The 24,311-nt window shown below is 67.6% G+C and carries 17 protein-coding genes; 11 read left to right on the forward strand and 6 right to left on the reverse strand.

Annotated features, from left to right (window positions below):
• Positions 1 to 218: 218 nt before the first annotated feature.
• The 3 genes from AC07UK_RS06125 (at position 219) to AC07UK_RS06135 (ending at position 3,350) form a co-directional block, all read left to right on the forward strand.
• Positions 219 to 1,322, forward strand: coding sequence for an aromatic ring-hydroxylating oxygenase subunit alpha (locus AC07UK_RS06125; RefSeq protein ID WP_013957534.1), 1,104 nt, complete (start codon positions 219 to 221; stop codon positions 1,320 to 1,322).
• Positions 1,323 to 1,527: 205 nt separating this feature from the next.
• Positions 1,528 to 2,451, forward strand: coding sequence for a DMT family transporter (locus AC07UK_RS06130; RefSeq protein WP_494685958.1), 924 nt, complete (start codon positions 1,528 to 1,530; stop codon positions 2,449 to 2,451).
• Between the two features lie 41 nt (positions 2,452 to 2,492).
• A complete protein-coding gene (locus AC07UK_RS06135) occupies positions 2,493 to 3,350 on the forward strand; it encodes a sulfurtransferase (protein WP_494685959.1) in 858 nt (285 codons plus the stop codon).
• Positions 3,351 to 3,352: 2 nt separating this feature from the next.
• Here the strand turns inward: AC07UK_RS06135 and AC07UK_RS06140 are convergent, their stop codons facing one another.
• The 4 genes from AC07UK_RS06140 to polA form a co-directional block, all read right to left on the reverse strand.
• Complete coding sequence (locus AC07UK_RS06140; protein ID WP_011615804.1) at positions 3,353 to 4,243, reverse strand: ZIP family metal transporter; 891 nt, start codon at positions 4,241 to 4,243, stop codon at positions 3,353 to 3,355.
• Positions 4,244 to 4,364: 121 nt separating this feature from the next.
• On the reverse strand, positions 4,365 to 5,243 hold the full coding sequence (locus AC07UK_RS06145) for a dienelactone hydrolase family protein (RefSeq protein WP_494685960.1): 879 nt from the start codon (positions 5,241 to 5,243) through the stop codon (positions 4,365 to 4,367).
• A gap of 148 nt (positions 5,244 to 5,391) precedes the next feature.
• The gene (locus AC07UK_RS06150) at positions 5,392 to 6,717 is read right to left on the reverse strand and encodes an NAD(P)/FAD-dependent oxidoreductase (RefSeq protein WP_494685961.1); all 1,326 of its coding nucleotides are present in this window, start codon (positions 6,715 to 6,717) and stop codon (positions 5,392 to 5,394) included.
• 157 nt (positions 6,718 to 6,874) lie between these two features.
• Positions 6,875 to 9,691, reverse strand: coding sequence for a DNA polymerase I (gene polA / locus AC07UK_RS06155; RefSeq protein WP_494685962.1), 2,817 nt, complete (start codon positions 9,689 to 9,691; stop codon positions 6,875 to 6,877).
• Between the two features lie 4 nt (positions 9,692 to 9,695).
• Between polA and AC07UK_RS06160 the strand changes: the two genes are divergently transcribed.
• From AC07UK_RS06160 to AC07UK_RS06175, 4 genes are all read left to right on the forward strand, one after another.
• Positions 9,696 to 10,643 (forward strand): LOG family protein, encoded by a 948-nt coding sequence (locus AC07UK_RS06160; protein ID WP_494685963.1) that lies wholly within the window; start codon positions 9,696 to 9,698, stop codon positions 10,641 to 10,643.
• Between the two features lie 220 nt (positions 10,644 to 10,863).
• The gene (locus AC07UK_RS06165; protein ID WP_013957541.1) at positions 10,864 to 11,298 is read left to right on the forward strand and encodes a membrane protein; all 435 of its coding nucleotides are present in this window, start codon (positions 10,864 to 10,866) and stop codon (positions 11,296 to 11,298) included.
• Positions 11,299 to 11,429: 131 nt separating this feature from the next.
• Positions 11,430 to 12,425: a homoserine kinase gene (locus AC07UK_RS06170; protein WP_436222312.1), complete on the forward strand. Its 996-nt coding sequence runs from the start codon at positions 11,430 to 11,432 to the stop codon at positions 12,423 to 12,425.
• Between the two features lie 5 nt (positions 12,426 to 12,430).
• A complete protein-coding gene (locus AC07UK_RS06175) occupies positions 12,431 to 13,237 on the forward strand; it encodes a BPSS1780 family membrane protein (RefSeq protein WP_436222313.1) in 807 nt (268 codons plus the stop codon).
• Positions 13,238 to 13,315: 78 nt separating this feature from the next.
• On the opposite strand, the gene AC07UK_RS06180 is transcribed toward AC07UK_RS06175, so the two are convergent.
• The gene (locus tag AC07UK_RS06180) at positions 13,316 to 14,074 is read right to left on the reverse strand and encodes an IclR family transcriptional regulator (protein WP_013957544.1); all 759 of its coding nucleotides are present in this window, start codon (positions 14,072 to 14,074) and stop codon (positions 13,316 to 13,318) included.
• Positions 14,075 to 14,281: 207 nt separating this feature from the next.
• Here AC07UK_RS06180 and sauS point away from each other — a divergent pair, with 207 nt between their 5' ends.
• The 3 genes from sauS (at position 14,282) to AC07UK_RS06195 (ending at position 18,798) form a co-directional block, all read left to right on the forward strand.
• Positions 14,282 to 15,763, forward strand: coding sequence for an acylating sulfoacetaldehyde dehydrogenase (gene sauS, locus AC07UK_RS06185; protein WP_436222315.1), 1,482 nt, complete (start codon positions 14,282 to 14,284; stop codon positions 15,761 to 15,763).
• Positions 15,760 to 17,289 (forward strand): acyl--CoA ligase, encoded by a 1,530-nt coding sequence (locus tag AC07UK_RS06190; RefSeq protein ID WP_436222316.1) that lies wholly within the window; start codon positions 15,760 to 15,762, stop codon positions 17,287 to 17,289. The genes sauS and AC07UK_RS06190 overlap by 4 nt, the downstream gene beginning before the upstream one ends.
• Before the next feature lie 216 nt (positions 17,290 to 17,505).
• Entirely contained in the window at positions 17,506 to 18,798 is a 1,293-nt protein-coding gene (locus AC07UK_RS06195; protein WP_436222317.1) for an MFS transporter, read from the forward strand.
• Positions 18,799 to 18,841: 43 nt separating this feature from the next.
• Here the strand turns inward: AC07UK_RS06195 and AC07UK_RS06200 are convergent, their stop codons facing one another.
• Positions 18,842 to 21,190, reverse strand: coding sequence for a UvrD-helicase domain-containing protein (locus AC07UK_RS06200; RefSeq protein WP_436222318.1), 2,349 nt, complete (start codon positions 21,188 to 21,190; stop codon positions 18,842 to 18,844).
• A 220-nt stretch (positions 21,191 to 21,410) separates the two neighbouring features.
• Here AC07UK_RS06200 and AC07UK_RS06205 point away from each other — a divergent pair, with 220 nt between their 5' ends.
• Positions 21,411 to 24,278 (forward strand): valine--tRNA ligase, encoded by a 2,868-nt coding sequence (locus AC07UK_RS06205; RefSeq protein ID WP_494685964.1) that lies wholly within the window; start codon positions 21,411 to 21,413, stop codon positions 24,276 to 24,278.
• The last annotated feature ends 33 nt before the right edge of the window (positions 24,279 to 24,311 follow it).

Raw genomic sequence — 24,311 nt, forward strand, 5'->3', positions numbered from 1 at the left:
GCCCGGTACGGCACCCAGATGACGACCCGGGTCGACTTTTTCGCTAAAAAGGCAAAAAAATCAGGCCCTTAACTTTTTGGCTCGGGTACAATCCCCCGTTCGCCGCCAGGGGTGCATGGGAGTCTCTCCCGACCTGGCGACTGTCTTTCCCAAATCGATTCAATTTTCGATGGTTGGGTTGTTCACTGCTTTCACCTGTTCATCTGGGAGTGGGGATAATGTCCAATCTCAGCACCGCGCTCAAGCTGGCGCCGGCTGATACGCAACTGCCCGTCGGCGTCTATTTCGACGAAGCACTGCATCAACAAGAACTCGAACTGCTGTTCAGGAATGGCCCGGGCTATATCGGCCACGAGCTGATGGTTCCGGAAGTCGGCGACTACCACACGCTCAGGGCCGAGGACGAAGGCCGCATGCTGGTACGCAACGCCGCCGGCATCGAACTGATGTCCAATGTCTGCCGCCACCGCCAGGCCATCATGCTCAACGGCCGCGGCAATGCGCAGAACATCGTCTGCCCCCTGCACCGCTGGACCTACGACCTGAAGGGCGAGCTGCTCGGCGCGCCGCATTTCGACAAGCAACCCTGCCTGCACCTGAAGCGCTCGCCGCTGCAGAACTGGAACGGCCTGCTGTTCGACGGCAAGCGCGACGTGCGCGCCGACCTGGCCAGGCTGGGCGTGGCGCAGGACCTGAACTTCGACGGCTACATGCTGGACCACGTCGAGGTGCACGAGTGCGACTACAACTGGAAGACCTTTATCGAGGTCTATCTGGAGGACTACCACGTCGTGCCGTTCCACCCGGGGCTGGGCAGCTTCGTCTCGTGCGACGACCTCAAATGGGAGTTCGGCGAGTGGCACAGCGTGCAGACCGTGGGCCTGCATGCCGGCCTGAAGCGCCCCGGCAGCCCGACGTACCAGAAGTGGCACGACGCGGTGCTGCGCTTCAACGACGGCGTGCTGCCCAAGCACGGCGCGATCTGGCTGACCTACTACCCCAACATCATGGTGGAGTGGTACCCGAACGTGCTGGTGATCTCGACGCTGCACCCGGTCGGCCCGCGCAAGACGCGCAATGTGGTGGAGTTCTACTACCCCGAGGAAATCGCGCTGTTCGAGCGCGAGTTCGTCGAGGCCGAGCGCGCCGCCTACATGGAAACCTGCATCGAGGACGACGAGATCGCCGAGCGCATGGACGCCGGCCGGCTGGCGCTGCTCAAGCGCGGCACCAGCGAGGTCGGCCCGTACCAGTCGCCGATGGAAGACGGCATGCAGCATTTCCATGAGTGGTATCGCCGCGCCATGGCTTACGCCGGCTAGTGCGATAACCGCACAACGCACGCAAGAACGGACCGCCCTGGCGGTCCGTTTTCCTTTGGGACGCGAAGTGCGCTGCTAGAATCATTGTCCGGTGCCGGCAGCGCATGCTGCCGCGCCAGACCGCTTTCGCGACGCGAGGCCAGCCACGAAGCCCCGCGCGCGCCGGATGTCTCTCCTTCCCGCTTCGCTTCACCACGCCCTCGCCATGCAATCGCTCTGGATGCTGTTCGCCGCCTTCGCCTTCTCGTTGATGGGGGTTGGCGTCAAGCTGGCATCCGATCTCTACACCACCGGCGAGATCGTCTTCTACCGCGGCCTGATCAGCGTGGTCATCATGTGGGTGCTGCTGTCCTCGCGCGGGATCCCGGTGCGCACGCCCTACATGCTGTCGCACATCAAGCGCAGCGTGTTCGGCGTGACTGCGCTGATGCTATGGTTCACCTCGATCTCGCTGCTGCCGCTGGCCACCGCGATGACGCTGAACTACATGTCGCCGGTGTGGATCGCGCTGATCCTGGGCGCCGGCGCGGCGCTGGCCGGCACCGGCGGCAATGCCGACCGGCGCCTGGTGCTGGCGATCCTGCTGTCCTTTGCCGGCGTGATCTGCCTGTTGCAGCCTTCAGTCGGCAAGGACCAGCTGACCGGCGGCCTGGTCGGGCTGATCTCGGGCATGTTCACGGCGCTGGCCTATGTCGAGGTGCGCCAGCTAGGCCAGCTGGGCGAGCCCGGGGGCCGCATCGTGTTCTATTTCTCGCTGGTTGGGATGATCGCCGGGCTCGCGTGGATGCTGCTGGGCGGCACCAGCCCGCACACCTGGTACGGCGCCGGCCTGCTGCTGGCCATCGGCATCCTGGCCACGCTGGGCCAGACCGCGATGACGCGCGCCTACAAGCGCGGCAACACGCTGCTGACCGCCAACCTGCAATACGCCGGCATCGTCTTCTCCAGCGTGTGGGGCATGCTGATCTGGTCCGACCGGCTGAACTGGCTGTCGTGGCTGGGCATGGGGCTGATCATCGCCAGCGGCATCGCCACCACGCTGATGCGCGCGCGCCAGGGCACCGATGCCAAGCCCACGCCGGCCACGCCGGTCAAGTCGCCGGAGGCGGAAGTCCATCCCGAGGTGTAGCATCTCCTAAGCCCATTTCCATCGATCGCAACAGGATTCCCATGCAGAAACCGCTGATTTCCGTCACCGCGCTGCAATCGCTGCTGGCCACCCCCGGCGGCTGCGTCGTGATCGACTGCAGCTTCGACCTGGCCGACCCGGCCGCCGGCCGCGAGGCCTATCGTACCGGCCACCTGCCCGGCGCCTTCTACCTGCACCTGGACAACGAGCTGTCCGGCCCCAAGACCGGCAGCAACGGCCGCCACCCCCTGCCCGACGCCGACGACCTGGCGGCGCGCCTGCAGGCGCTGGGCGTGGACAACGACACCCCGGTAGTGGCCTACGATGCGCAGGGCGGCATGTTCGCCGCGCGGCTGTGGTGGCTGCTGCGCTGGCTCGGCCACGATGCCGTGGCCGTGCTCGACGGCGGCAAGGACGCCTGGGTCAAGGCCGGCCTGCCGCTGGAACACGATGCCGCGCAAGAGCCGGAGTTCCCCGGCAAGTTCCAACGCCGCAAGTCGCTGGTGCCGACCGTCGACGCCGCCGCGCTGGTGGACAACCTCGAGCGCGCCTCGCTGCTGGTGGTGGATGCGCGCGCCCCCGACCGCTTCCGCGGCGAGAACGAGACGCTGGACCCGGTTGGCGGCCATATTCCCGGCGCGGTCAACCGCTTCTTCAAGGACAACCTGGGAACGGACGGCCGCTTCAAGCCGGCCGAGACCCTGCGCGCGGAATTCGGCGCAGTGCTGGGCGCACGCGCCCCGGCGCAGGCAGTGATGCAGTGCGGCTCGGGCGTCACGGCCTGCCACAACCTGCTGGCGCTGGAAGCGGCCGGCCTGGGCGGCGCGGCGCTGTACCCGGGATCATGGAGCGAATGGTGCGCCGACCCGGCGCGCCCGGTCGCTACCGGGGCCGCCTGAGGTCAGCGTGACGAGGCAATGGGCGCGGCGGGCGCGATATGGCCATGCCCGCCGTGGCTGTGACTCTCGTGCACGCCGTTGGTGATGAAGACGATCGCCGAGATGCCCGCGGCCACCAGCACCACCTGGATCGCCGACTCGCGCCAGCGCGGCTTGCGCTGCATCTGGGGCATCAGGTCGCTGACCGCGATATAGAGGAAGCTGCTGGCGGCAATCACCAGCACGTACGGGATCCAGCCGCTCAGCTGGTCGAGCAGGAAATACCCGACCACACCGCCGGCGATGGCCGCCAGGCTCGACAGCAGGTTGAAGGCGAAGGCACGCGCCTTGGAGAAACCGGCGTTGAGCAGCACGATGAAGTCGCCCACTTCCTGCGGGATCTCGTGCGCCGCGATCGCCAGCGCGGTGACCACGCCGATATGCGGATCGGCCAGGAAGGCCGCCGCGATCACGATGCCGTCGGCAAAATTGTGGAAGGTGTCGCCGACCAGGATGGTCAGGCCGCTGCGGCCCGCTTCCTCGCGGTCATGGCCGTGATGGTGGTGGTGCCCGTCGCCCTCGTGGTGGTGCGAGTGGCGCAGCAGCGAGATCTTTTCCAGCAGGAAGAAACCCAGCAGCCCAGCCAGCAGCGTGCCGAACAGCGCACGCGGGTCGGCGCCGGACTCGAACGCCTCGGGCAGCGAATGCAGCAGCGCGGTGGCCAGCAGCACGCCCACCGAAAAGCTCACCATGCGCTCGACCACGCGGGACGCCACCGTCAGCGACAGCAGCGCCGCCCCGAAGATGCTGCCCACCCCCGAGATCGTGGCGGCGAGCAGGATATACAAAAGCGTCGAATGGATGATGGGCTCCCGGGGTGGCGGTACCGGGCGGCCCCGCCGTTCCGCCCGCATCGCGCCGGGCGGCTAACGCAACAATGTTGCAATTACTCAAAGGCCGCATTGTACGTATCCGCCGGGACTTTGCAATCCTGCTGTCGGGCGAGAGGCGCCTCGCGGCGCCCGGACGGCCGGATCAGGCCACGCCGTGCTGCCTGAACCAGTCCAGGCACTTCTGCCAGCCATCCCTGGCGTCGGCTTCACGGTAGCTGGGCCGGTAGTCGGCATGGAAGGCATGGCCGGACTCGGGATAGACGACAAAGCGCGAGGCCTTGGCGTCCGGGTCGGACGACGCCGCCAGCGCGGACTTCATCCTCTCCACTTGCTCCAGCGGGATGCCGGTGTCCTTGCCGCCATACAGGCCGAGTACCGGGGCATGGAGCTGGCCGACCAGGTCAATGGGATTCTTCGGCTTGAGCGGGGTCGGCTCGGGCGCCAGCTGGCCATACCAGGCCACGCCGGCCTTCAGGCGCTTGCTGTGCGCGGCATAGAGCCAGGTCATGCGCCCGCCCCAGCAGAAGCCGGTGATGGCGAGGCGCGACACATCGCCGCCGTTGGCACCGGCCCAGGCCACCGCGGCGTCCAGGTCGCCCATCACCTGCGCGTCAGGTACCTTGGCGATCACCTCGCGCTGCAGCTCCTGGATGGTGCCGAAGCTCTGCGGATCGCCCTGGCGCGCGAACAGTTCCGGCCCGATCGCCAGGTAGCCGAGCTTGGCAAAGCGCCGGCAGACGTCGGCGATATGCTCGTGCACGCCGAAGATCTCGCTGACCACCAGCACCACCGGCAGGTTCTTCTTGCCTTCGGGCTGGGCGCGGTAGGCCGGCATGCTGAAGCCGCCCGAGGGGATGGTGACCTCGCCGGCGCTCAGGCCGGCAAAGTCGGTCTTGATGGCCTGCTGGGCCATCACCGGCAGCGCGGCCGCCGCAAAGGCGGAACCCAGCGCCGTCTTGACAAACCCGCGGCGGTCGAACGTCTGGCCGGGGACGAGGCTATCCACTTCCGGTTTGAGCATGCGTGTCTCCAGGATCGTTGGTGGCTGGGCCGACATGCGGCGCCAGCGGCAGATTTTAAGCAGACATGGAGAAAACATGGGGCGGCTTTGCAGCCACCCCCGCCCGCGCGGCATGGTGCAGCGCGGGAAGCCCCGGCCCGGCGCGTGGTCAGTGCAGCTTGACGCGCGGGCTGGTCTTGCGGCGCAGCCAGTGCGAAATGGTATCCAGTGCCATGCCCACGGCGCCGTGCAGCGCCATCACATGCATCCGGTAGAGCGACGTGTACATGACGCGCGCCATCAGCCCTTCGATGAACATCGAGCCGCCGATCAGCCCGCCCATCAGGCTGCCCACCGCGCTGAAATGCCCCAGCGACACCAGCGAGCCGAGGTCCTTGAAGGCGAACGATGGCAGCGGGCGCCCGTCCAGCCGGGCACACAGCGCGTTGTAGAGGAAGGTGGCCTGCTGGTGCGCGGCCTGTGCGCGGGGCGGCACCGCGGTCTGCTTCTCGGGCCACGGGCAGCTGGCGCAGTCGCCGAAGGCGAAGATGTCCGGGTCGCCCTCGCTCTGCAGCGTCGGGCCGACCACGATCTGGCCCTGGCGGCTGACCGGCAGCCCCAGCGTGGCCAGCACCGGCGGCGCGGTGATGCCCGCCGCCCACACCGTCAGGTCGGCATCGATATGCTTACCGCTGGCGGTCAGCACCGCCTGCGGCGTGACCTCGGTCACGCGCTCGCTGGTCAGGACATCGACGTCGAGCTTCTTCAGCAGCTTGGCGGTCTCGACCGAGACCCGCTCGGACAGCGCCGGCAGGATGCGCGGGCCGGCCTCGATCACGTGGATATGCACATCGCGGCGCGGGTCAAGCTGGTGCAGGCCGTAGGCGCTGAGCACGTGCGCGGTGTTGCGCAGCTCGGCCGACAGCTCCACGCCGGTGGCACCCGCGCCGATGATGGCCACGTCCACGCGCGGCCGGCCGTCCTCGCCCACGTGCCCGCGCCCGTTCTGGGCCCGCACGCAGGCCGCGATCAGCCGCTTGCGGAAGCGCTCGGCCTGCGCCACGACGTCCAGTGCGATGGCATTCTCGGCAGCGCCGGGCACGCCGAAGAAATGCGTGACACAGCCGATCGCCAGCACCAGCGTGTCATAGGGCAGCTCGCGCGCCGGCAGCAGTTCGGCGCCGTCCTCGTCGAAGCTGGCCGACACCGAGATGGTCTTGCGGGTGCGGTCGATGCCGGTCAGCTCGCCCAGCTGGAACTCGAAGTGATGCCAGCGCGCCTGCGCCGCGTATTCCAGCTGGTGCGTGTTGGGGTCCATGCTGCCGGCTGCCACTTCATGCAGCAGCGGCTTCCAGATGTGGGTAGGCAGGCGGTCCACCAGCACCACCTGCGCCTGCCCCTTGCGGCCGAGCTTGTCGCCCAGCTTCGTTACCAGTTCCAGCCCCCCTGCTCCCCCACCGACGACAACAATGCGGGGCGTCTTTGTTTCTGTCATGGTCTACCTGATGCGTTTTTGTGAATTCTTGCCTGAGGCATTTTCCACAGTCTGCTGCATTGCAGCATACCTGGCAAGCCGGTAAGCCAGACTCAGCAGTCGCTTCATTCGATACCACAACGCACGGGCGGCGCAGGCTGGCTGACAGGCCGCCTCATCAGTGCGCTTCTTCCCAGTTGGCGCCGCTGCCCACTTCGGCCACCAGCGGCACGCGCAGCTGCGCCACCGAGCACATCAGCTCCGGCAGCCGCACCTTGACCAGCTCCAGTTCGTGCTCCGGCACTTCCAGCACCAGTTCATCGTGCACCTGCATGATCTGGCGCGTCTGCAGCCCGTCGCGCTCCAGCCAGTCCTGCACCGCGATCATCGACAGCTTGATCAGGTCGGCAGCGGTGCCCTGCATCGGCGCGTTGATGGCGGCACGCTCGGCGGCCTGGCGGCGCGGGCCGCTGCCGCCGTTGATGTCGGGCAACCACAGCCGGCGCCCGAACACGGTCTCGACATAGCCCTGCTCGCGCGCGGTCTGCCGGGTCTCTTCCATGTAGTGGGCCACGCCGGGATAGCGCATGAAATAGCGGTCGATATAGTGCTTGGCGGCCTCGCGCTCGATGCCCAGGTTGCCGGCCAGGCCGAACGCGCTCATGCCGTAGATCAGGCCGAAGTTGATCACCTTGGCGTAGCGGCGCTGCTCGCTGCTGACGGCCTCGCGCTCGACGCCGAAGATCTCGCCGGCGGTGGCGCGGTGGATGTCCTCGCCGTTGGCAAAGGCGCGCAGCAGGTTCTCGTCGCCCGAGATATGGGCCATGATGCGCAGCTCGATCTGGGAATAGTCGGCCGACACGATCACGCTGCCCGGCTCGGCGATAAAGGCTTCGCGGATGCGGCGGCCTTCCTCGGTGCGCACCGGGATGTTCTGCAGGTTGGGCTCGGTCGACGCCAGCCGGCCGGTCACCGCGGTGGCCTGGCCGTAGCTGGTGTGCACACGGCCGGTCTGCGGGTTGACCATCTTCGGCAGCTTGTCGGTATAGGTGGACTTGAGCTTGGCCAGGCCGCGGTAGTCCAGCAGCAGCTTGGGCAGCGGGTAGTCCTCGGCCAGCTTCTGCAGCACCTCTTCGTCGGTCGAGGGCGCGCCGCTGGCGGTCTTCTTCACCACCGGCAGCTTCATCTGGCTGAACAGGATCTCGCCGATCTGCTTGGGCGAGCCCAGGTTGAACGGCTGGCCCGCGGCTTCGTAGGCGGCCTGCTCCAGCGCCAGCATGCGCTGGCCCAGCTCGGCGCTCTGCGCGGCCAGGCGTTCGGCATCGATCAGCACGCCGTTGCGCTCGACCTTTTGCAGCACCACCGAAACCGGCATCTCGATCTCTTCATACACGCGGCGCAGGCCCGCCGCGGCTTCCACCTGCGGGAACATCTTGCGGTGCAGGCGCAGCGTCACGTCAGCGTCTTCGGCGGCGTATTCGGTGGCGCGCGCCAGGTCGATCTGGTCGAAGCCGATCTGGCTGGCGCCCTTGCCGCACACCTCTTCATAGGTGATGGTCTTCAGGCTCAGCAGGCGCTCGGCCAGGCTGTCCATGCCATGGTTGCGGTGCGAGGCCAGCACGTAGCTCTGCAGCATGGTGTCGTGCGCCACGCCGCGCAGCTTCACGCCATGGTTGGCAAAGACATGGACGTCGTACTTGAGGTTCTGGCCCAGCTTCGGGCGGCTGGCATCTTCCAGCCATGCGCGCATGCGCTCCAGCACGAACTCGCGCGACAGCTGGCCGTGGTCGGGCAGCCCGGCCACGTCCGGTCCACGGTGCGCCACCGGGATATAGCAGGCCTCGCCCGCCACCACCGACAGCGAGATGCCGACCAGCTGCGCCTGCATCGGGTCCAGCGAGGTGGTCTCGGTGTCGATCGCCACCAGCGGCGCGGCCTCGATGCGCCGCATCCAGTCTTCCAGCTGGGCTTCGGTGCTGACCGTCTGGTAGCGGATCTCGGTCGGCGCGGCCTCGTCTGCTGCCGGTGCCTCGGCTGCGCCGGCCGTGGCCGGCGCATCGAACAGGCCGCCTTGCGCGGGGGCGGCGGCCGCGCGGGCGCGGGCCTGGGCTCGGGCATCGGGCAGGCTTTCACCGGTCGCCTCGCGCAGCCAGGTCTTGAAGCCGTAGCGCGAGAAAAACGCCACCAGCTTGTCCTTGTCCTCGCCGATTTCGCGCAGCGCGTGGAAGTCCGCCACCGCGGCGGAGAGGTCGCAGTCGGTCTTGACCGTGACCAGCTGGCGCGCCATCGGCAGCCAGTCCAGCGTATTGCGCAGGTTCTCGCCCACCACGCCCTTGATGCCGGGGGCGGCGGCCATCACGCCGTCGAGCGAGCCATGCTCGGCCAGCCATTTGACCGCGGTCTTGGGGCCGACCTTGGGCACGCCCGGCACGTTGTCGACCGCATCACCGATCAGCGACAGGTAGTCGATGATGCGCTCGGGCGGCACGCCGAACTTGGCCACCACGCCAGGGGGATCGAGCACCTCGCCGCTCATGGTGTTGACCAGCGTGACCTGGTCGTTGACCAGTTGCGCCAGGTCCTTGTCGCCGGTGGACACCACCGTGCGCACGCCCTGCTCCGTGGCCTGGCGCGACAGCGTGCCGATCACGTCGTCGGCCTCCACGCCGTCCACCACCACGATCGGCCAGCCCATGGCGCGCACGGCCTCATGGATCGGCTCGATCTGGCGCGCCAGGTCTTCCGGCATCGACGGGCGATGTTCCTTGTAGGCCGGATACATGTCGTCGCGGAAGGTCTTGCCCTTTGCGTCGAACACGCAGGCGCTATACTCTGCCGGGTAGTCGTTGCGCAACTTGCGCAGCATGTTGATCATGCCGTAGATTGCCCCTGTGGGCAGACCCTCCCCATTCCTCAGGTCCGGCAGAGCGTGATAAGCGCGATACAGATAGCTCGATCCGTCGACGAGCAAGAGTGTTTTTGGACTATCCGACATTCCCATGGACTCAAAATTGACTGGTGCCGCTGCAGGCGGTGCCTCGACCGCCCCCCTTGCTGACCCGGATGTTTCCGACATTTCCGGCGATACCGTGCAACCCCCGCCGGAGGCTGCTTCCGAGCACGCCGCGGCCATCGCCGCGGCGGCCGATGCTGCTGCCGCGGGCCATCCGCCCGAAGTTACTGCTGAAAAGGCCGCTGCTGCGGCCGCGCGCGCCAATCCGCGCAAGATGATCCCCAGCCTGCGTGCGCTGGCCGACGAAGACCGCGCTACCGCAAAGAAGGCGCGCGCCTCGTGGCAAATGTTCACGATTATGGCAGAGTTCATCGAGGCCACCGAGTACCTCTCCGAGATCCGCCCGGCCGTGTCGATCTACGGCAGCGCGCGCCTGCGCGAGGATTCGCCGTACTACCAGCGCACCATCGAGATCGCCCGGCTGTTTTCGGACGCCGGCTTTGCCGTGATCTCGGGCGGCGGTCCGGGCATCATGGAAGCGGCCAACAAGGGCGCGCACGCCGGCAAGTCCGCCAGCGTCGGCCTGAACATCGAACTGCCGCACGAGCAGCAGGGCAATCCGTACCAGGACATTGCCATGCGCTTTCGCCACTTCTTCACGCGCAAGGTCACCTTCGTCAAGAATTCGGACGCCTTCATCGTGATGCCGGGCGGCTTCGGCACGCTCGACGAACTGGCCGAGGTGCTGACGCTGGTGCAGACCGGCAAGTCGCGCTCGGTGCCGGTGATCATGTTCGGCAGCCGCTTCTGGAAGGGCCTGCTGGACTGGTTCCGCTTCACGCTGCTGCCGATGGGCCTGATCGCCGAGCACGACCTGGACCTGATGAAGATCGTCGACGAGCCGCACGAAGTGCTGGAAGCGGTCTACGACTACTACGAGCAGCGCGGCGGCGACAAGCCGATCCCGCCCAAGGAAGAGATGTTCTACCTGTAAGGCATGGGACGCCAGGCGCGCCGCGCCAAGCCACGTACCCGGCACCCGGCGCCCGTTGCGCAGGTGCCCCCCGGGGCACGGCGGCGGCCTGCGCACGGCAGGAATTGCTAGAATGGAACCTGTCCGTCTGCCAAGCCCGGCGCCGCCGGGTTGCAGTCCAACCGCCGCATGCCGCGAGGTTGCGCGCAAGCTGCGCCGCAGCCCCGCACAGGAGCACCTGATGACCTCCCCCTCCACCGCCCGCTCGGTCCGGCCCACGCGGTCTTCCGCCGTGGCCGGCGAGCCTGAATCGCCTGCCAGGCGGTCCGTGTCCAGCCTCGCCGCCGTGGCGGCCGCCGCGCTGGCGCTGGCTTCCGGCTGGGCCGTCGCGCAGGAAAGCAATGCGCTGACGCAGCAGGAGCTGAACCAGATCAACAACCAGCCGATCGCCCCGGCGGCCAAGTCGCAACTGAACCAGCCGCGCCAGCCGAGCTTCCAGCTCAATGAACGCGATGGCACCCAGGTGCGCGAGTACCGCGACAAGGGACGGGCCACCGATATCCAGGTCAAATCGGGTTTCGGCACCAAGTACGAGATGAGCAAGCCGGAAGACAGCTCGCCCAAGATCCGCGAGCACGATGTCAACCGCGTGCCTTCGGTCAACCTGAAGTTCTGAGCTCGCTTGCCCACGGCCTGGCGTAAGCCCCAGGCCGCGCCGGCCCTCCGGCAGTGTCATGCCGCGGCGGCGGCCCGGACTTTGTCCGAAACTGGTGCCCGCCGCTTTCCGATTCGCTTCACACAACGAGTATGGCCGTATTCACCACGGTCTCGCAGGACGAGATCGCCCACTGGCTGCTGGATTTCAACCTTGGCGAAGTGCGCGAGCTGCGCGGCATCGCCTCGGGCATCGAGAACAGCAATTTCTTCCTCACCATGGAGCACGATGGCCAGACGCGCCAGTACGTGCTGACCATTTTCGAGCGGCTCACGTTCGCGCAGCTGCCCTACTACCTGCACCTGATGGCGCACCTGGCCGAGCGCGGCATCCGCGTGCCCGCGCCGATCCCGGCGCGCGACGGCGAGATCCTGCGCCCGCTCAAGGGCAAGCCCGCCACCATCGTCACGCGCCTGCCCGGGGCGTCGCAGCTGGCGCCCGACGCGCAGCACTGCGCTGAAGTGGGCGACATGCTGGCACGCATGCACCTGGCCGGCCAGGACTATGCGCGCCAGCAGCCCAACCTGCGCAGCCTGCCCTGGTGGCAGCAGACCGAGCCCGAGATCCTGCCCTTCCTGGATGCCGGCCAGCGCGCGCTGCTGCAGCAGGAGATCGCCCACCAGGCCGCCTTCTTCGCCAGCGCGGACTACGCCGGCCTGGGCGCAGGCCCGTGCCACTGCGACCTGTTCCGCGACAACGCGCTGTTCGAGGAAGACGGCAGCGGACGCCACCGCCTGGGCGGATTTTTCGACTTCTACTTCGCCGGCAACGACAAGTGGCTGTTCGATGTGGCGGTCACCGTCAACGACTGGTGCATCGACCTGGCCAGCGGCGAACTCGACCCCGCTCGCACGCAGGCCCTGCTGCGGGCTTATCATGCCGTGAGGCCGCTGACCGCCACCGAGGCCGCGCACTGGCAGGACATGCTGCGCGCGGGTGCGCTGCGCTTCTGGGTGTCGCGACTGTGGGACTTCTACCTGCCGCGCGAGGCCGACATGCTGCAACCGCACGACCCGACCCATTTCGAACGCATCCTGCGCCGTCGCATCGGCGCGGACCCTGCAAGCGCCCCGCTCCCCTGGATCTGATCCGTATGCAACTACTGGAAGTCCCTGCCAAGGAAGGCTACACGTGGTTCCGCCAGGGCATCTGGCTGTTCCGCAAGAACCCGCTGACCTTCCTGATGCTGCTGTTCGTCTACCTGATCGCCGCGCAGCTGGCCATCGTGGTGCCGCTGATCGGCATCATCGCGCTGCTGGTGGTCACCCCCGGCCTGTCGGTCGGCGTGATGACCGCATGCCGCGACGTGATCCAGAACAAGCGGGTGATGCCCACCGTGCTGCTGGCGGGCTTCCGCGCCAACGGCAAGGAAGCAACGCGCAACCTGCTGGTACTGGGCGGCATCTACGCCGGGCTGGTGTTCGTGCTGGGGCTGATCGCCGGCTCGGTGGTCGACATGAGCGCGCTGGTGCCGATCGTGCTGAAGGAAGAAGCGCCGACCGCCGAAGCGGTGCGCCAGCTGTACTACGCCATGCTGATCGGCGCACTGCTGTACACGCCGATCGCGATGATGTTCTGGTTCGCGCCGCTGCTGGCGGCCTGGCACGGCGTGTCGCCGGTCAAGGCGCTGTTCTTCAGCTGGACCGCGTGCTGGCGCAACCGCGGCGCGTTCTTCACCTACGCGGTGCTGTTCGCGATGCTGCTGGTGGCGATCCCGTTCTTCCTGGAGGCGGTGTTCAGCGCCTTCGGCGCGGAGACGGTGCTGTCGTTCCTGGTCACGCCGTATTCGCTGCTGATGCTGGCGATCCTGTACTGCTCGTTCTATGCGACGTACCGGGGCTGCTTCAACGTGACGCCGCCGGGGGTGGATCCGGCCGCGCCGGCAGTGCCGGGCGCCTGAACAGGCAAAAAAACCGGCAGCGTGCCGGTTTTTTTGCCTCAATCGATCAAGGCCCGCGCTTGCCTCTCGCGTCACGGGCTATTCGCAGAACGTCTTCACCATCTCGTCCGCTGCCAGGCGCAGGTCCGGCACGAATCCCATCAGCTGGTCCATCGTCATGCGCGCCATTGGCACCTGCACGGCAATCGCCGCGCAGGCGCGGGTCCGGTTGCGCATCACCGGCACCGCGACCGCGATCATGCCTTCCAGGTTTTCCTGATTGTTGACCCCCAGGCGCCGCTGCCGCGTCTCGGCCAGTTCCGCGTGCAAGGCCTCGGCATTGGTGATGGTGTGCGCCGAGTGTGCGCGCAGCGGCAGGCTGGCAACCAGGCGCTGGCGCTGCGCGCTCGGCAGGAACGCCAGCAGCAGCTTGCCGCTGGCGGTGCAGTGCAGCGGCACCCGCGAGCCCGGCTGCAGGTGCATGCGCAGCGGCCATTGCGTTTCCACGCGGTCCAGGTAGACCACGTCGTCGCCGGACAGCATGGTCAGGTTGCAGGTCTCCCCGATCTTGTCGACCAGTTGCTGCAGGATCGCATGGCGCGCCGCCGCCGGACCTGCCTGCATCAGCACATTGACAGCCAGCTGCCGCACGCGCGATGAGCACTCGTAGTGGCGGTTGCCAGCCGTGCGCGACACCAGCCACGTGCTTTCCAGCTGCTTGAGGATGCGGTGGACGGTCTGCTTCGGCAACTCGATCGCCTGCACGATGGCCGCCAGCGACAGGGGCCCGTCGGCCGCGGACAGGATCTCGAGAATGCGGAAGGCGCGCACCGCGGCGGCATTCGAGTGATTGCTCATGGATCAAATTTAAAGGATTCCGGGACGCATGGCCGTCCCGAAAACTGAATTCTGGATCGCACCCCGGCTGCGCGCTCGCGAAAGCGCACAAATTGGGACGGACTGTCTGCCCCGCTTCACTAGATTCGATCCAGGGCCGCCGACGGTGCCGCGAAGTGCACGACAAAGCGCGGCGGCCCTACCCGTCCAAACCGCGGAGTCGAATCCATGAGTGTGCAAATACTGCATCGCCGGCAGTCCAACAATTCCGATTTGCCCCTACCGACGGCATCCCTGCCCGCGCAGCCAGCGCAAGCCGCGGCCGAAGCCGTCGCTGCGGTCGTGGCCCGGGCCAGGCAGGCGCAGCGCGAGTTCGCGCGTGCCGGCCAGGCCACCGTCGACACGGCAGTCGCCGCTACGGCGTGGGCCATCATGGAGCCCGCGCGCAACCGCCAGCTGGCCGAGCGTGCCGTCGCCGACACCGGCCTGGGCAATGTCGACGACAAGATCCGCAAGAACCACCGCAAGACGCTGGGCCTGCTGCGCGACCTGCATGGCCGCAAGACGGTGGGCGTGATCGCACAGGATGCGGCAGCCGGCATCACCGAGATCGCGCGGCCCGTGGGCGTGGTGGCGGCCATCACCCCATCGACCAATCCCGCGGCCACGCCGGCCAACAAGATCATCAACGCGCTCAAGTGCGGCAACAGCGTGATCGTGGCGCCGTCGCCGAAGGGGCAGGACACCTGCGCGCTGCTGCTATCGTTCATCCACGCCGAGTTTGCCCGCGCCGGCCTGCCCCCCGACCTGGTCCAGATGCTGCCCGCGCCGGTCTCGAAGGCCGCGACGGCAGAGCTTATGCGGCAGGCTGACCTGGTGGTCGCGACCGGCTCGCAGGCCAACGTGCGCATGGCCTACACCTGCGGCACGCCGGCCTTCGGCGTGGGCGCCGGCAATGTGGCATCGATCATCGACGCCAGCGCCGCGCTGGATGACGCGGCCGCCAAGGTGGTGCGTTCCAAGACCTTCGACAACGCCACCAGTTGCTCTTCAGAGAACAGCCTGGTCGTGCTCGACGCCGTCTACACACCCATGCTCGACGCCCTGGCGGCGGTCGGCGGCGTGCTGCTCACGGCTTCGGAGAAAGCGCGGCTGCAGGCGCTGATGTGGCGCGACGGCAAGCTCGCCGGCACCTTCACGGGACAGAGCGCGGCCCGCATTGCCGAACTCGCCGGGCTGGAACGCGTGCGCGCGCTGCAGCCCGCGATGCTGCTGGTGGAAGAAGCCAGCGTCGGCAGCGACTACCCCTTCTCCGGCGAAAAGCTCTCGCCCGTGCTGACGCTGTACCGCGCCGCCGACTTCGCGGCCGCGGTCGAGCGCGTGGCGAGCCTGTACGCCTATATGGGCGCAGGGCATTCGGTCAGCCTGCATTCGTCCAACCCGCGTCATGCACTGCAGCTTGGACAGGAACTGCCGGTGGCGCGCGTGATCGTGAACCAGGCGCATTGCTTCGCCACCGGCGGGAATTTTGACAACGGCCTGCCGTTCTCGCTGTCCATGGGCTGCGGCACCTGGGGCGGCAACAACTTCTCGGACAACCTCGGCTGGCGCCAATACCTGAACATCACCCGCATCGCCGTGCCCATCGCCGAGCACGTGCCCGATGAAGCGGACCTGCTGGGCGATTACTTCGCGAGGGTCGGCAAATGAACGCGCGCACGGAACCCGAAGTGTTTGACACGCTTGCCGCGCTGGTGGCCGTGCGTGCCGCGCAGTGGCCCGACAAGCCCTACCTGTTGTCCCCGGACAGCGGCCATGTGCTCACGTTCGGCGCGCTGGCGGCCGACGCCGGCACGCTCGGCCGCAGCTATGCGGCAGCAGGCCTCGGCAGCGGGCAGACGGTGTCGGTGTACCTGCCCAACGGCGAGCAGACCGCGCGGCTCTTGCTCGGCACCATGGCTAGCGGGCTGGTCGTCAACCCGATCAACCTGCTGTGCCAGCCAGCCCAGCTGCGCTACATCCTTGCGCATTCGGATACCCGGCTGGTCTTCACCTGGCCCGACGGAGAAGCCGCCATCCGCGAGGGGTTGCGCGAGGCCGGGCTGGACGTGCCGGTGATCGTCACCGCGCCCGACGCCAACAGCCTGCCGGCACTGCCGGCCACGCATGACGCTGCGTCGCCACTGCCCCCACCGCAGCCGGACGCGCCCGCGCTGCTCATGTACACGTCCGGCACCACCGGCACGCCCAAAGGCGTGCTGCTGACGCAGCGCAACCTGATGGCCAATGGCGCCAACGTCAGCCGCGAGCACTGCCTCGGGCCGGCCGACCGGGTGCTGGCGACGCTGCCGCTGTACCACATCAATGGCCTGGTCGTGACCGCGATCGCGCCGCTGGTGCACGGCGGCTCGGTGGTGATGCCGATGCGCTTCTCCGCCAGCGCGTTCTGGCAGGACAGCGCGCGCCACGGCTGCACCTGGCTGAACGTGGTGCCGACCATCATCGCCTACCTGCTGAACGATCCGCACGGCCAGGCCCCCGCCGGCGTGCGCTTCTGCCGCTCGGCCTCGGCCGCGCTGCCGCCCGAGCATCACCGCGCCTTCGAGGCGCGCTTCGGCATCGGCGTGATAGAGACCATGGGCATGACCGAGACTGCCGCACCGGCGTTCAGCAATCCGCTCGACCCGGGCCGGCGGCGCATCGGCAGCATCGGCCGGCCATCCGGCACGCGCGCACGCGTGCTCGGTCGCGACGGCAAGCCGGTGCCTGACGGACAGGTCGGCGAGATCGTGCTGCAGGGCGAGAGTGTGATGGCGGGCTACTACAAGGCGCCGGACATCACGCGGGAGGCCTTTACGCACGACGGCTGGCTGCGCACGGGCGACCTCGGCTACCGCGACGCCGATGGCTATTTCTACATCACCGGGCGCGCCAAGGAACTGATCATCAAGGGCGGCGAGAACATCGCCCCGCGCGAGATCGACGAGGCGCTGCTGCGCCATCCGGCCGTGCTCGAAGCCGCGGCGGTCGGCGTGCCGGACCCGGCCTACGGGCAGGAGATCGTCGCCTACGTGGTCATGCGCGAGGCCGCGCGCTGCGACGACGCGGCGCTGCGCGCGCATTGCCTGCGCGAGCTGGGCCGCTACAAGACGCCGAAGGAGTTCCGCTTTATCGCCGAGCTGCCGCGCGGCCCGTCCGGCAAGGTGCAGCGGCTGAAGCTGCTCGACCACGCCTGAACCTTCCCCCCCTTTCCACAACCCTCGCCAAGGAGCCTGCCCCGACCGGAATCCACCAGACCAGGAGACACGACTCAAGACTGCAGACAGATTGCTCAAGGACGGGGCAGCGCGGCCGGCGCCGCGCCCCTGGCGCGCCGCAAGCGCATGGCTACGGACCGTGCGCCGGCCGCCGCCCCGTCAACACCACGCGCGCGCCGCGCATAGGAGGTGGTTATGAAGCAACGTATCAAGACCCGGCACATGATCCTGGGCGTCATGTGCCTGATGTACTTCATCGCCTATATCGACCGCGTCAACATCTCGGTCGCCGCCCCCCTGATCCGCGAGGAAATGGGGCTGACCACATCGCAGCTGGGGCTGGTGTTCTCGGCCTTTGCCTACCCCTATGCCGCCATGCAGATCCTCGGCGGCTGGATGGCCGACAAGTTCGGGCCCAAGAAGGTGCTGATCGTGCTGTCGCTGATCTGGGGCGTGGCCACCGTGCTGACCGGCTTCGCGGGCAGCGTGCTGATGCTGGTGGTGCTGCGCTTCGTGCTGGGCATCGGCGAAGGCGGTGCATTCCCGACCGCAACGCGCGCCTTCACCTACTGGATGCCGGTGGCGGAGCGCGGGTTCGCGCAGGGCATCACCCACAGCTTCGCGCGGCTGGGCGGTGCGATCACGCCGCCGATCGTGCTGATCATCGTGGCCGCCGCCGGCTGGCGCGAAGCCTTCATCGTGCTGGGCGCGGTCAGCCTCGGCTGGACCTTGCTGTACGCCTTCTTTTTCAAGGACTCGCCCGACAAGCACCGCCGCGTCACGGCGCAGGAGCTGCAGGAGATCGGCTACCGACGTGGCGATAGCCGGCAGGCCGCCAAGGCGGCCACGCCGTGGCGGCGCCTGTTCCGGCGCATGTGGCTGGTGACCTTCGTCGACTTCTGCTACGGCTGGTCGCTGTGGGTCTACCTGACGTGGCTGCCTTCATACCTGAAGGAGGCACGCGGCTTCGACCTGAAGCAGCTGGCGCTGTTCACCGCGCTGCCGCTGATGGCCGGCGTGGTCGGCGATACGCTCGGCGGCGTGCTGTCGGACCGCATCTACAAGCGCACCGGCAACCTGCGCCTGGCGCGCGGCGCGGTCCTGTTCGTGGGGCTGGCCGGCTCGCTGATGTTCATCGCGCCGATGACCTTCACGGCCGATGCCGTCAACGCGGTGATCCTGCTGTCGCTGTCGTTCTTCTTCCTGGAGCTGACCAACGCGGTGCTGTGGAGCCTGCCGCTGGACATCGCCGGCAAGTACGCCGGCACCGCGGGCGGCATGATGAACACCGGCTTCGGCGTGGCCGGCATGGTGTCGCCGGTGGTGTTCGGCTACCTGATCGAGCGGACCGGCAGCTATGACCTGCCGTTCATGATCTCGGGGGCGCTGCTCGGGGTCGGCGCGCTGGCCTCGCTGTTCATCAATCCGCTGCTGACGGTGGACAGCCCCGACGAAAAGGCTGGCGAGGTCCGCCACGCCCTGCCCTGAGCCGCCCGGGGCGCGGCATGGCGCGCAGCGAAGCCGGACCCGCTCAGTCGATCGCGTCCAGCTTCGCCACCGACAGCGCCAGCCACTTGGCGCCGTTGCGCTTGAAGTTGATATTGGCGCGTGCGTCCGTGCCCTCGCCTTCCAGCGCGGTGATCACGCCTTCGCCAAACTTGTTGTGGAACACCGACTGCCCCACCCGGAAGCCGGTGCCGGCCTCGCGCTTGGCATCGGCATAGCCGTTGCCGTTGTCCATGCCGCCGGTGGGGCGCGTGCCGGTATAGGGCACGTCCTCGGGCTTGCGGAACCAGTCGCGGCCCCAGGCGCTGTCGCGCTCCTGGCGGCGCACGCCGCCGTAGCCCTGCGCCGGCGGCGTCAGCCACTTGAGCGAGGCCTCGGGCAGTTCCTCGAAGAAGCGCGAGCGCACGTGGTAGCGGGTCTGGCCGTGCAGCATGCGGCTTTGCGCGAACGACATGTAGAGCCGCTTGCGCGCACGCGTGATCGCCACGTACATCAGGCGGCGCTCTTCTTCCACGCCGTCCGGGTCCATCATGCTGTTCTCGTGCGGGAACAGGCCCTCTTCCATCCCGGTGATGAAGACCACGTCGAACTCCAGCCCCTTGGCCGCGTGCACGGTCATCATCTGCACCGCGTCCTGGCCGGCCTGGGCCTGGTTGTCGCCGGCTTCCAGCGAGGCATGGGTCAGGAACGCGACCAGCGGCGTCATCACCACCGGCAGCGCTTCCGGATCCAGCACCTGCTGGGCCTGGTCGCCGTCGGCCAGTGCCGGGGCGGCGGGGCTGCGGTCAACCGGGATCACCGCGGCCAGCGCTTCCAGGCCGTAGCCTTCCTCGACCACGAAGGCCTGCGCGGCGGTCACCAGTTCCTGCAAGTTCTCGATGCGATCCTGGCCTTCCTTCTCGCCCTGGTAGTGGGTGATCAGGCCGCTGTGGTTGATCACGTACTCGACGGTCTCGGCCAGCGTCATGCGGCGCGTGTCCTCGCGCATCTTCTCGACCAGGCGCGTAAACGCCGCCAGCTTGCTGCCGGCCGCGCCTGGCACGTAGGCCACCGCCTCGGCCAGCGCGCAGTCGTACTGGCGCGCCATGTCCTGCAGCACTTCCAGCGAGCGCGCGCCGATGCCGCGCGCCGGGAAGTTGACCACGCGGCCAAAGGCGGCATCGTTGCGCGGATTCTCCAGCAGCTGCATGTAGGCCAGCGCGTGCTTGATTTCGGCGCGCTCAAAGAAGCGCAGGCCGCCATAGACGCGGTACGCGATACCGGCCGAGAACAGCGCATGCTCGATCACGCGCGACTGCGCGTTGCTACGGTACAGGATGGCGATCTCGGCGCGGCTGGCGCCCTGCGCGATCTGGTCGCGGATCTCCTCGATGATCCAGGCGGCTTCCTGGCCGTCAGAGCCGCCCTGGAACACCCGCACCGGCTCGCCATGGCCGGCGTCGGTGCGCAGGTTCTTGCCCAGGCGGCGCGCGTTGTGCGAGATCAGGTGGTTGGCCGAATCCAGGATATGCCCGTGCGAGCGGTAGTTCTGCTCCAGCTTGATCAGCCGGCGCACGCGGAACTCGTGCTCGAAGTCGCGCATATTGCCGACGTTGGCGCCACGGAACGCATAGATGCTCTGGTCGTCGTCGCCGACGGCAAAGACCGCGGCCGGATTCTGCGTGCCGTAGCCGGCCAGCAGCTTGAGCCACTGGTACTGCAGCACGTTGGTGTCCTGGAACTCGTCGACCAGCACGTGGCGGAAGCGGTGCTGGTAATGCTGGCGGATGGCGTCGTTGTAGCGCAGCAGTTCGTAGCAGCGCAGCAGCAGCTCGGCGAAGTCGACCACGCCTTCGCGCTGGCACTGCAGGTCGTAGGCGGCGTAGAGGTCGACAAAGCGCTTGTTGAAGTCGTCGTTGGCCTCGACGCCGGCCGGGCGCAGGCCCTGCTCCTTGGCGTTGTTGATGAAGTACTGCAGGTTCTTGGCCGGGTACTTCTCATCATCGACATTGAGCGACTTGAGCAGCCGCTTGAGCGCCGAGAGCTGGTCCTGGCTGTCCAGGATGGCAAAGGTCTGGGGCAGGCCCGCGTCGCGGAAATGCGCGCGCAGCATGCGGTTGCACAGGCCGTGGAAGGTGCCGATCCACATGCCGCGGGTGTTGATCGGCAGCATCGACGACAGCCGCGTCTGCATTTCCTTGGCGGCCTTGTTGGTAAAGGTCACCGCCAGGATGCCCGCCGGCGAGACCCGGCCGTTCTGGATCAGCCAGGCGATGCGCGTGGTCAGCACGCGGGTCTTGCCGCTGCCCGCGCCCGCCAGGATCAGCGCCGGTTCGTCAGGCAGGGTGACGGCGGCTAGTTGTTCGGCGTTCAGGTTGGCAAGCAGGTCGGACATCGGATGAGCCTTGTGGATTGACGGCAATTATACCGGCGGGCCCTGTCGCGCAAGTCACATCCGGCGGGGCCGGATGGCCAGGAAATAGGCACCAGCCTGCCACCCCCCGTATAATTTAACGTTTTACTGGCGCAATGCCGGCCGCCGACGGCCGCCGCCGCGCCAGGCGCAGGCCGAAGCACCCTGCGACGACCCCCGACGCCAATATCCACATCCCAGCATGACCGCCCAAGACCAGTCCCTCGCCAAAAGCTTCGAACCCGCCGCCATCGAGGCGAAATGGGGCCCCGAGTGGGAGAAGCGCGGCATCGCCCAGCCGACCTTCGACCCCGCCCGCCCGGACTTTGCGATCCAGTTGCCGCCGCCCAATGTGACCGGCACGCTGCATATGGGCCACGCTTTCAACCAGACCATCATGGATGGCCTGGCGCGCCATGCGCGCATGAGCGGCGCCAATACGCTGTGGGTGCCGGGCACCGACCACGCCGGCATCGCCACCCAGATCGTGGTGGAGCGCCAGCTCGAGTCGCAGGGCGTGTCGCGCCATGAGCTGGGCCGCGAGAAATTCACCGAGAAGGTCTGGGCCTGGAAGGAAGAGTCGGGCTCGACCATCACCCGCCAGGTGCGGCGCATGGGCGCTTCGATCGACTGGAGCCGCGAGTACTTCACGATGTCGCCCGAGATGTCGAAGGCGGTCACCGAAGCCTTCGTGCGCCTGCACGAACAGGGCCTGATCTACCGCGGCAAGCGCCTGGTCAACTGGGACCCGGTGCTGGGCACCGCGGTGTCGGACCTGGAAGTCGACAGCGTCGAGGAAGAAGGCTCGCTGTGGCATATCCACTATCCGCTGGTCGAGGCTGACACCAAGGGCGGCCTGACCCACCTGACCGTGGCCACCACCCGCCCCGAAACCATGCTGGGCGACGTGGCCGTGATGGTCCACCCGGAAGACGAGCGCTATGCGCACCTGATCGGCAAGTTCGTGCATCTGCCGCTGACCGAGCGCCAGATCCCGGTGATTGCCGACGAATACGTCGACCGCGAGTTCGGCACCGGCGTGGTCAAGGTGACCCCGGGCCATGACTTCAACGACTATGCGGTGGGCCAGCGCCACAACCTGCCGCAGCTGTCGATCCTGACGCTGGACGCGAAGATCGTCGCCGACGCCCCCGCCGCCTACGCCGGCCTGGACCGCTTCGACGGGCGCCGCGCCATCGTCGAGGACCTGGACAAGCGCGGCCTGCTGGCCGAGGTCAAGAAGCACAAGCTGATGACCCCGCGCAGCGAGCGCACCGGCAGCGCGATCGAGCCGATGCTGACCGACCAGTGGTTCGTCGCGATGAGCAAGCCGGCGCCGGAAGGCACCTTCTACCCGGGCCGCTCGATCGCCGAGGTGGCGCTGGAAGCCGTGCAGAGCGGCGAGATCAAGCTGGTGCCGGAAAACTGGATCAGCACCTACAACCAGTGGCTGGGCAATATCCAGGACTGGTGCATCTCGCGCCAGCTGTGGTGGGGCCACCAGATCCCGGCGTGGTACGACGATGCCGGCAACTGCTTTGTCGGCCGCACCGAAGACGAAGCGCTGGCCAAGGCAAAGGCCGCCGGCAGCACCGGCAGCCTGCGCCGCGAGGAAGACGTGCTCGACACCTGGTTTTCGTCGGCGCTGGTGCCCTTCTCCTCGCTGGGCTGGCCGGGAGAAACGCCCGAGATGCATCACTTCCTGCCGTCGTCGGTGCTGGTGACCGGCTACGACATCATCTTCTTCTGGGTGGCGCGCATGGTCATGATGACCAAGCACTTCATCGGCAAGGTGCCCTTCCATACCGTCTACGTGCACGGCCTGGTGCGCGATTCGGAAGGCAAGAAGATGAGCAAGTCCGAGGGCAACACGCTGGACCCGGTGGACCTGATCGACGGCATCGACCTCGACACGCTGCTGCAGAAGCGCACCACCGGCCTGCGCCGCCCCAAGGACGCGCCCAAGATCGAGAAGAAGACGAAAAAGGAATTCCCCGAGGGCATTCCCGCCTTCGGCGCCGACGCGCTGCGCTTCACCTTCGCGTCGCTGGCCACGCTGGGCCGCAACGTCAACTTCGATACCGGCCGCTGCGAGGGCTACCGCAACTTCTGCAACAAGCTGTGGAACGCGACCCGCTTCGTGCTGATGAACACCGAAGGCCATGACTGCGGCATGGGCCCGTGCAACAACGACTGCGGCCCGGACGGCTACCTGGATTTCTCGCAGGCCGACCGCTGGATCGTGTCGCTGCTGCAGCGCGTGGAAGCCGAGGTCGAGAAGGGCTTTGCCGAATACCGCTTCGACAATATCGCCAACGCCATCTACAAGTTCGTCTGGGACGAATACTGCGACTGGTACCTGGAACTGGCCAAGGTGCAGATCCAGAACGGCACCGAGGCCCAGCAGCGCGCCACGCGGCGCACGCTGCTGCGCGTGCTCGAGACCGTGCTGCGCCTGGCGCATCCCATCATCCCGTTCATCACCGAAGAGCTGTGGCAGAAGGTGGCCCCGCTGGCCGGCCGCGCCAAGGGTGATGGCTCCGAAACCATCGCACTGCAGCCCTACCCGCTGCCGGCGGTCGCCAAGATCGACGAGCAAGCCGAGCAATGGGTTGCGCGCCTGAAGGAAGTGATCGATGCCTGCCGCAACCTGCGCGGCGAGATGAACATCTCGCCGGCCCAGCGCATCCCGCTCTATGCCGAGGGTGACAGCAGCTTCCTGAAGGCGGCTAGCGCACATATCCAGGCACTCGCGAAACTTTCCGAGGTGCGCGTCTTCGAAGATGAAGCTGCCCTGCAGGCTGAAGGCGCCGGCGCGCCGGTCGCCATTGCCGGGGGCAACCACCTGCTGCTGAAGATCGAGATCGATGCCGCCGCCGAGCGCGCGCGCCTGTCGAAGGAAGTCGAGCGCATCGGTGGCGAAATCGGCAAGTGCCGCGCCAAGCTGTCCAACGAGAGCTTTGTCGCCAAGGCACCGCCGGCCGTGGTGGCGCAAGAGACGCAGCGCCTGGCCGATTTCGAGCAGACGCTGGCCAAGCTGCAAGGCCAGCTGCAGCGGCTGCCGGCCTGACGGCTCGGCGGCCGCATTCACGCCCCTGCCTGC

It is taken from the genome of Cupriavidus sp. GW821-FHT07C08 (assembly GCF_059419025.1).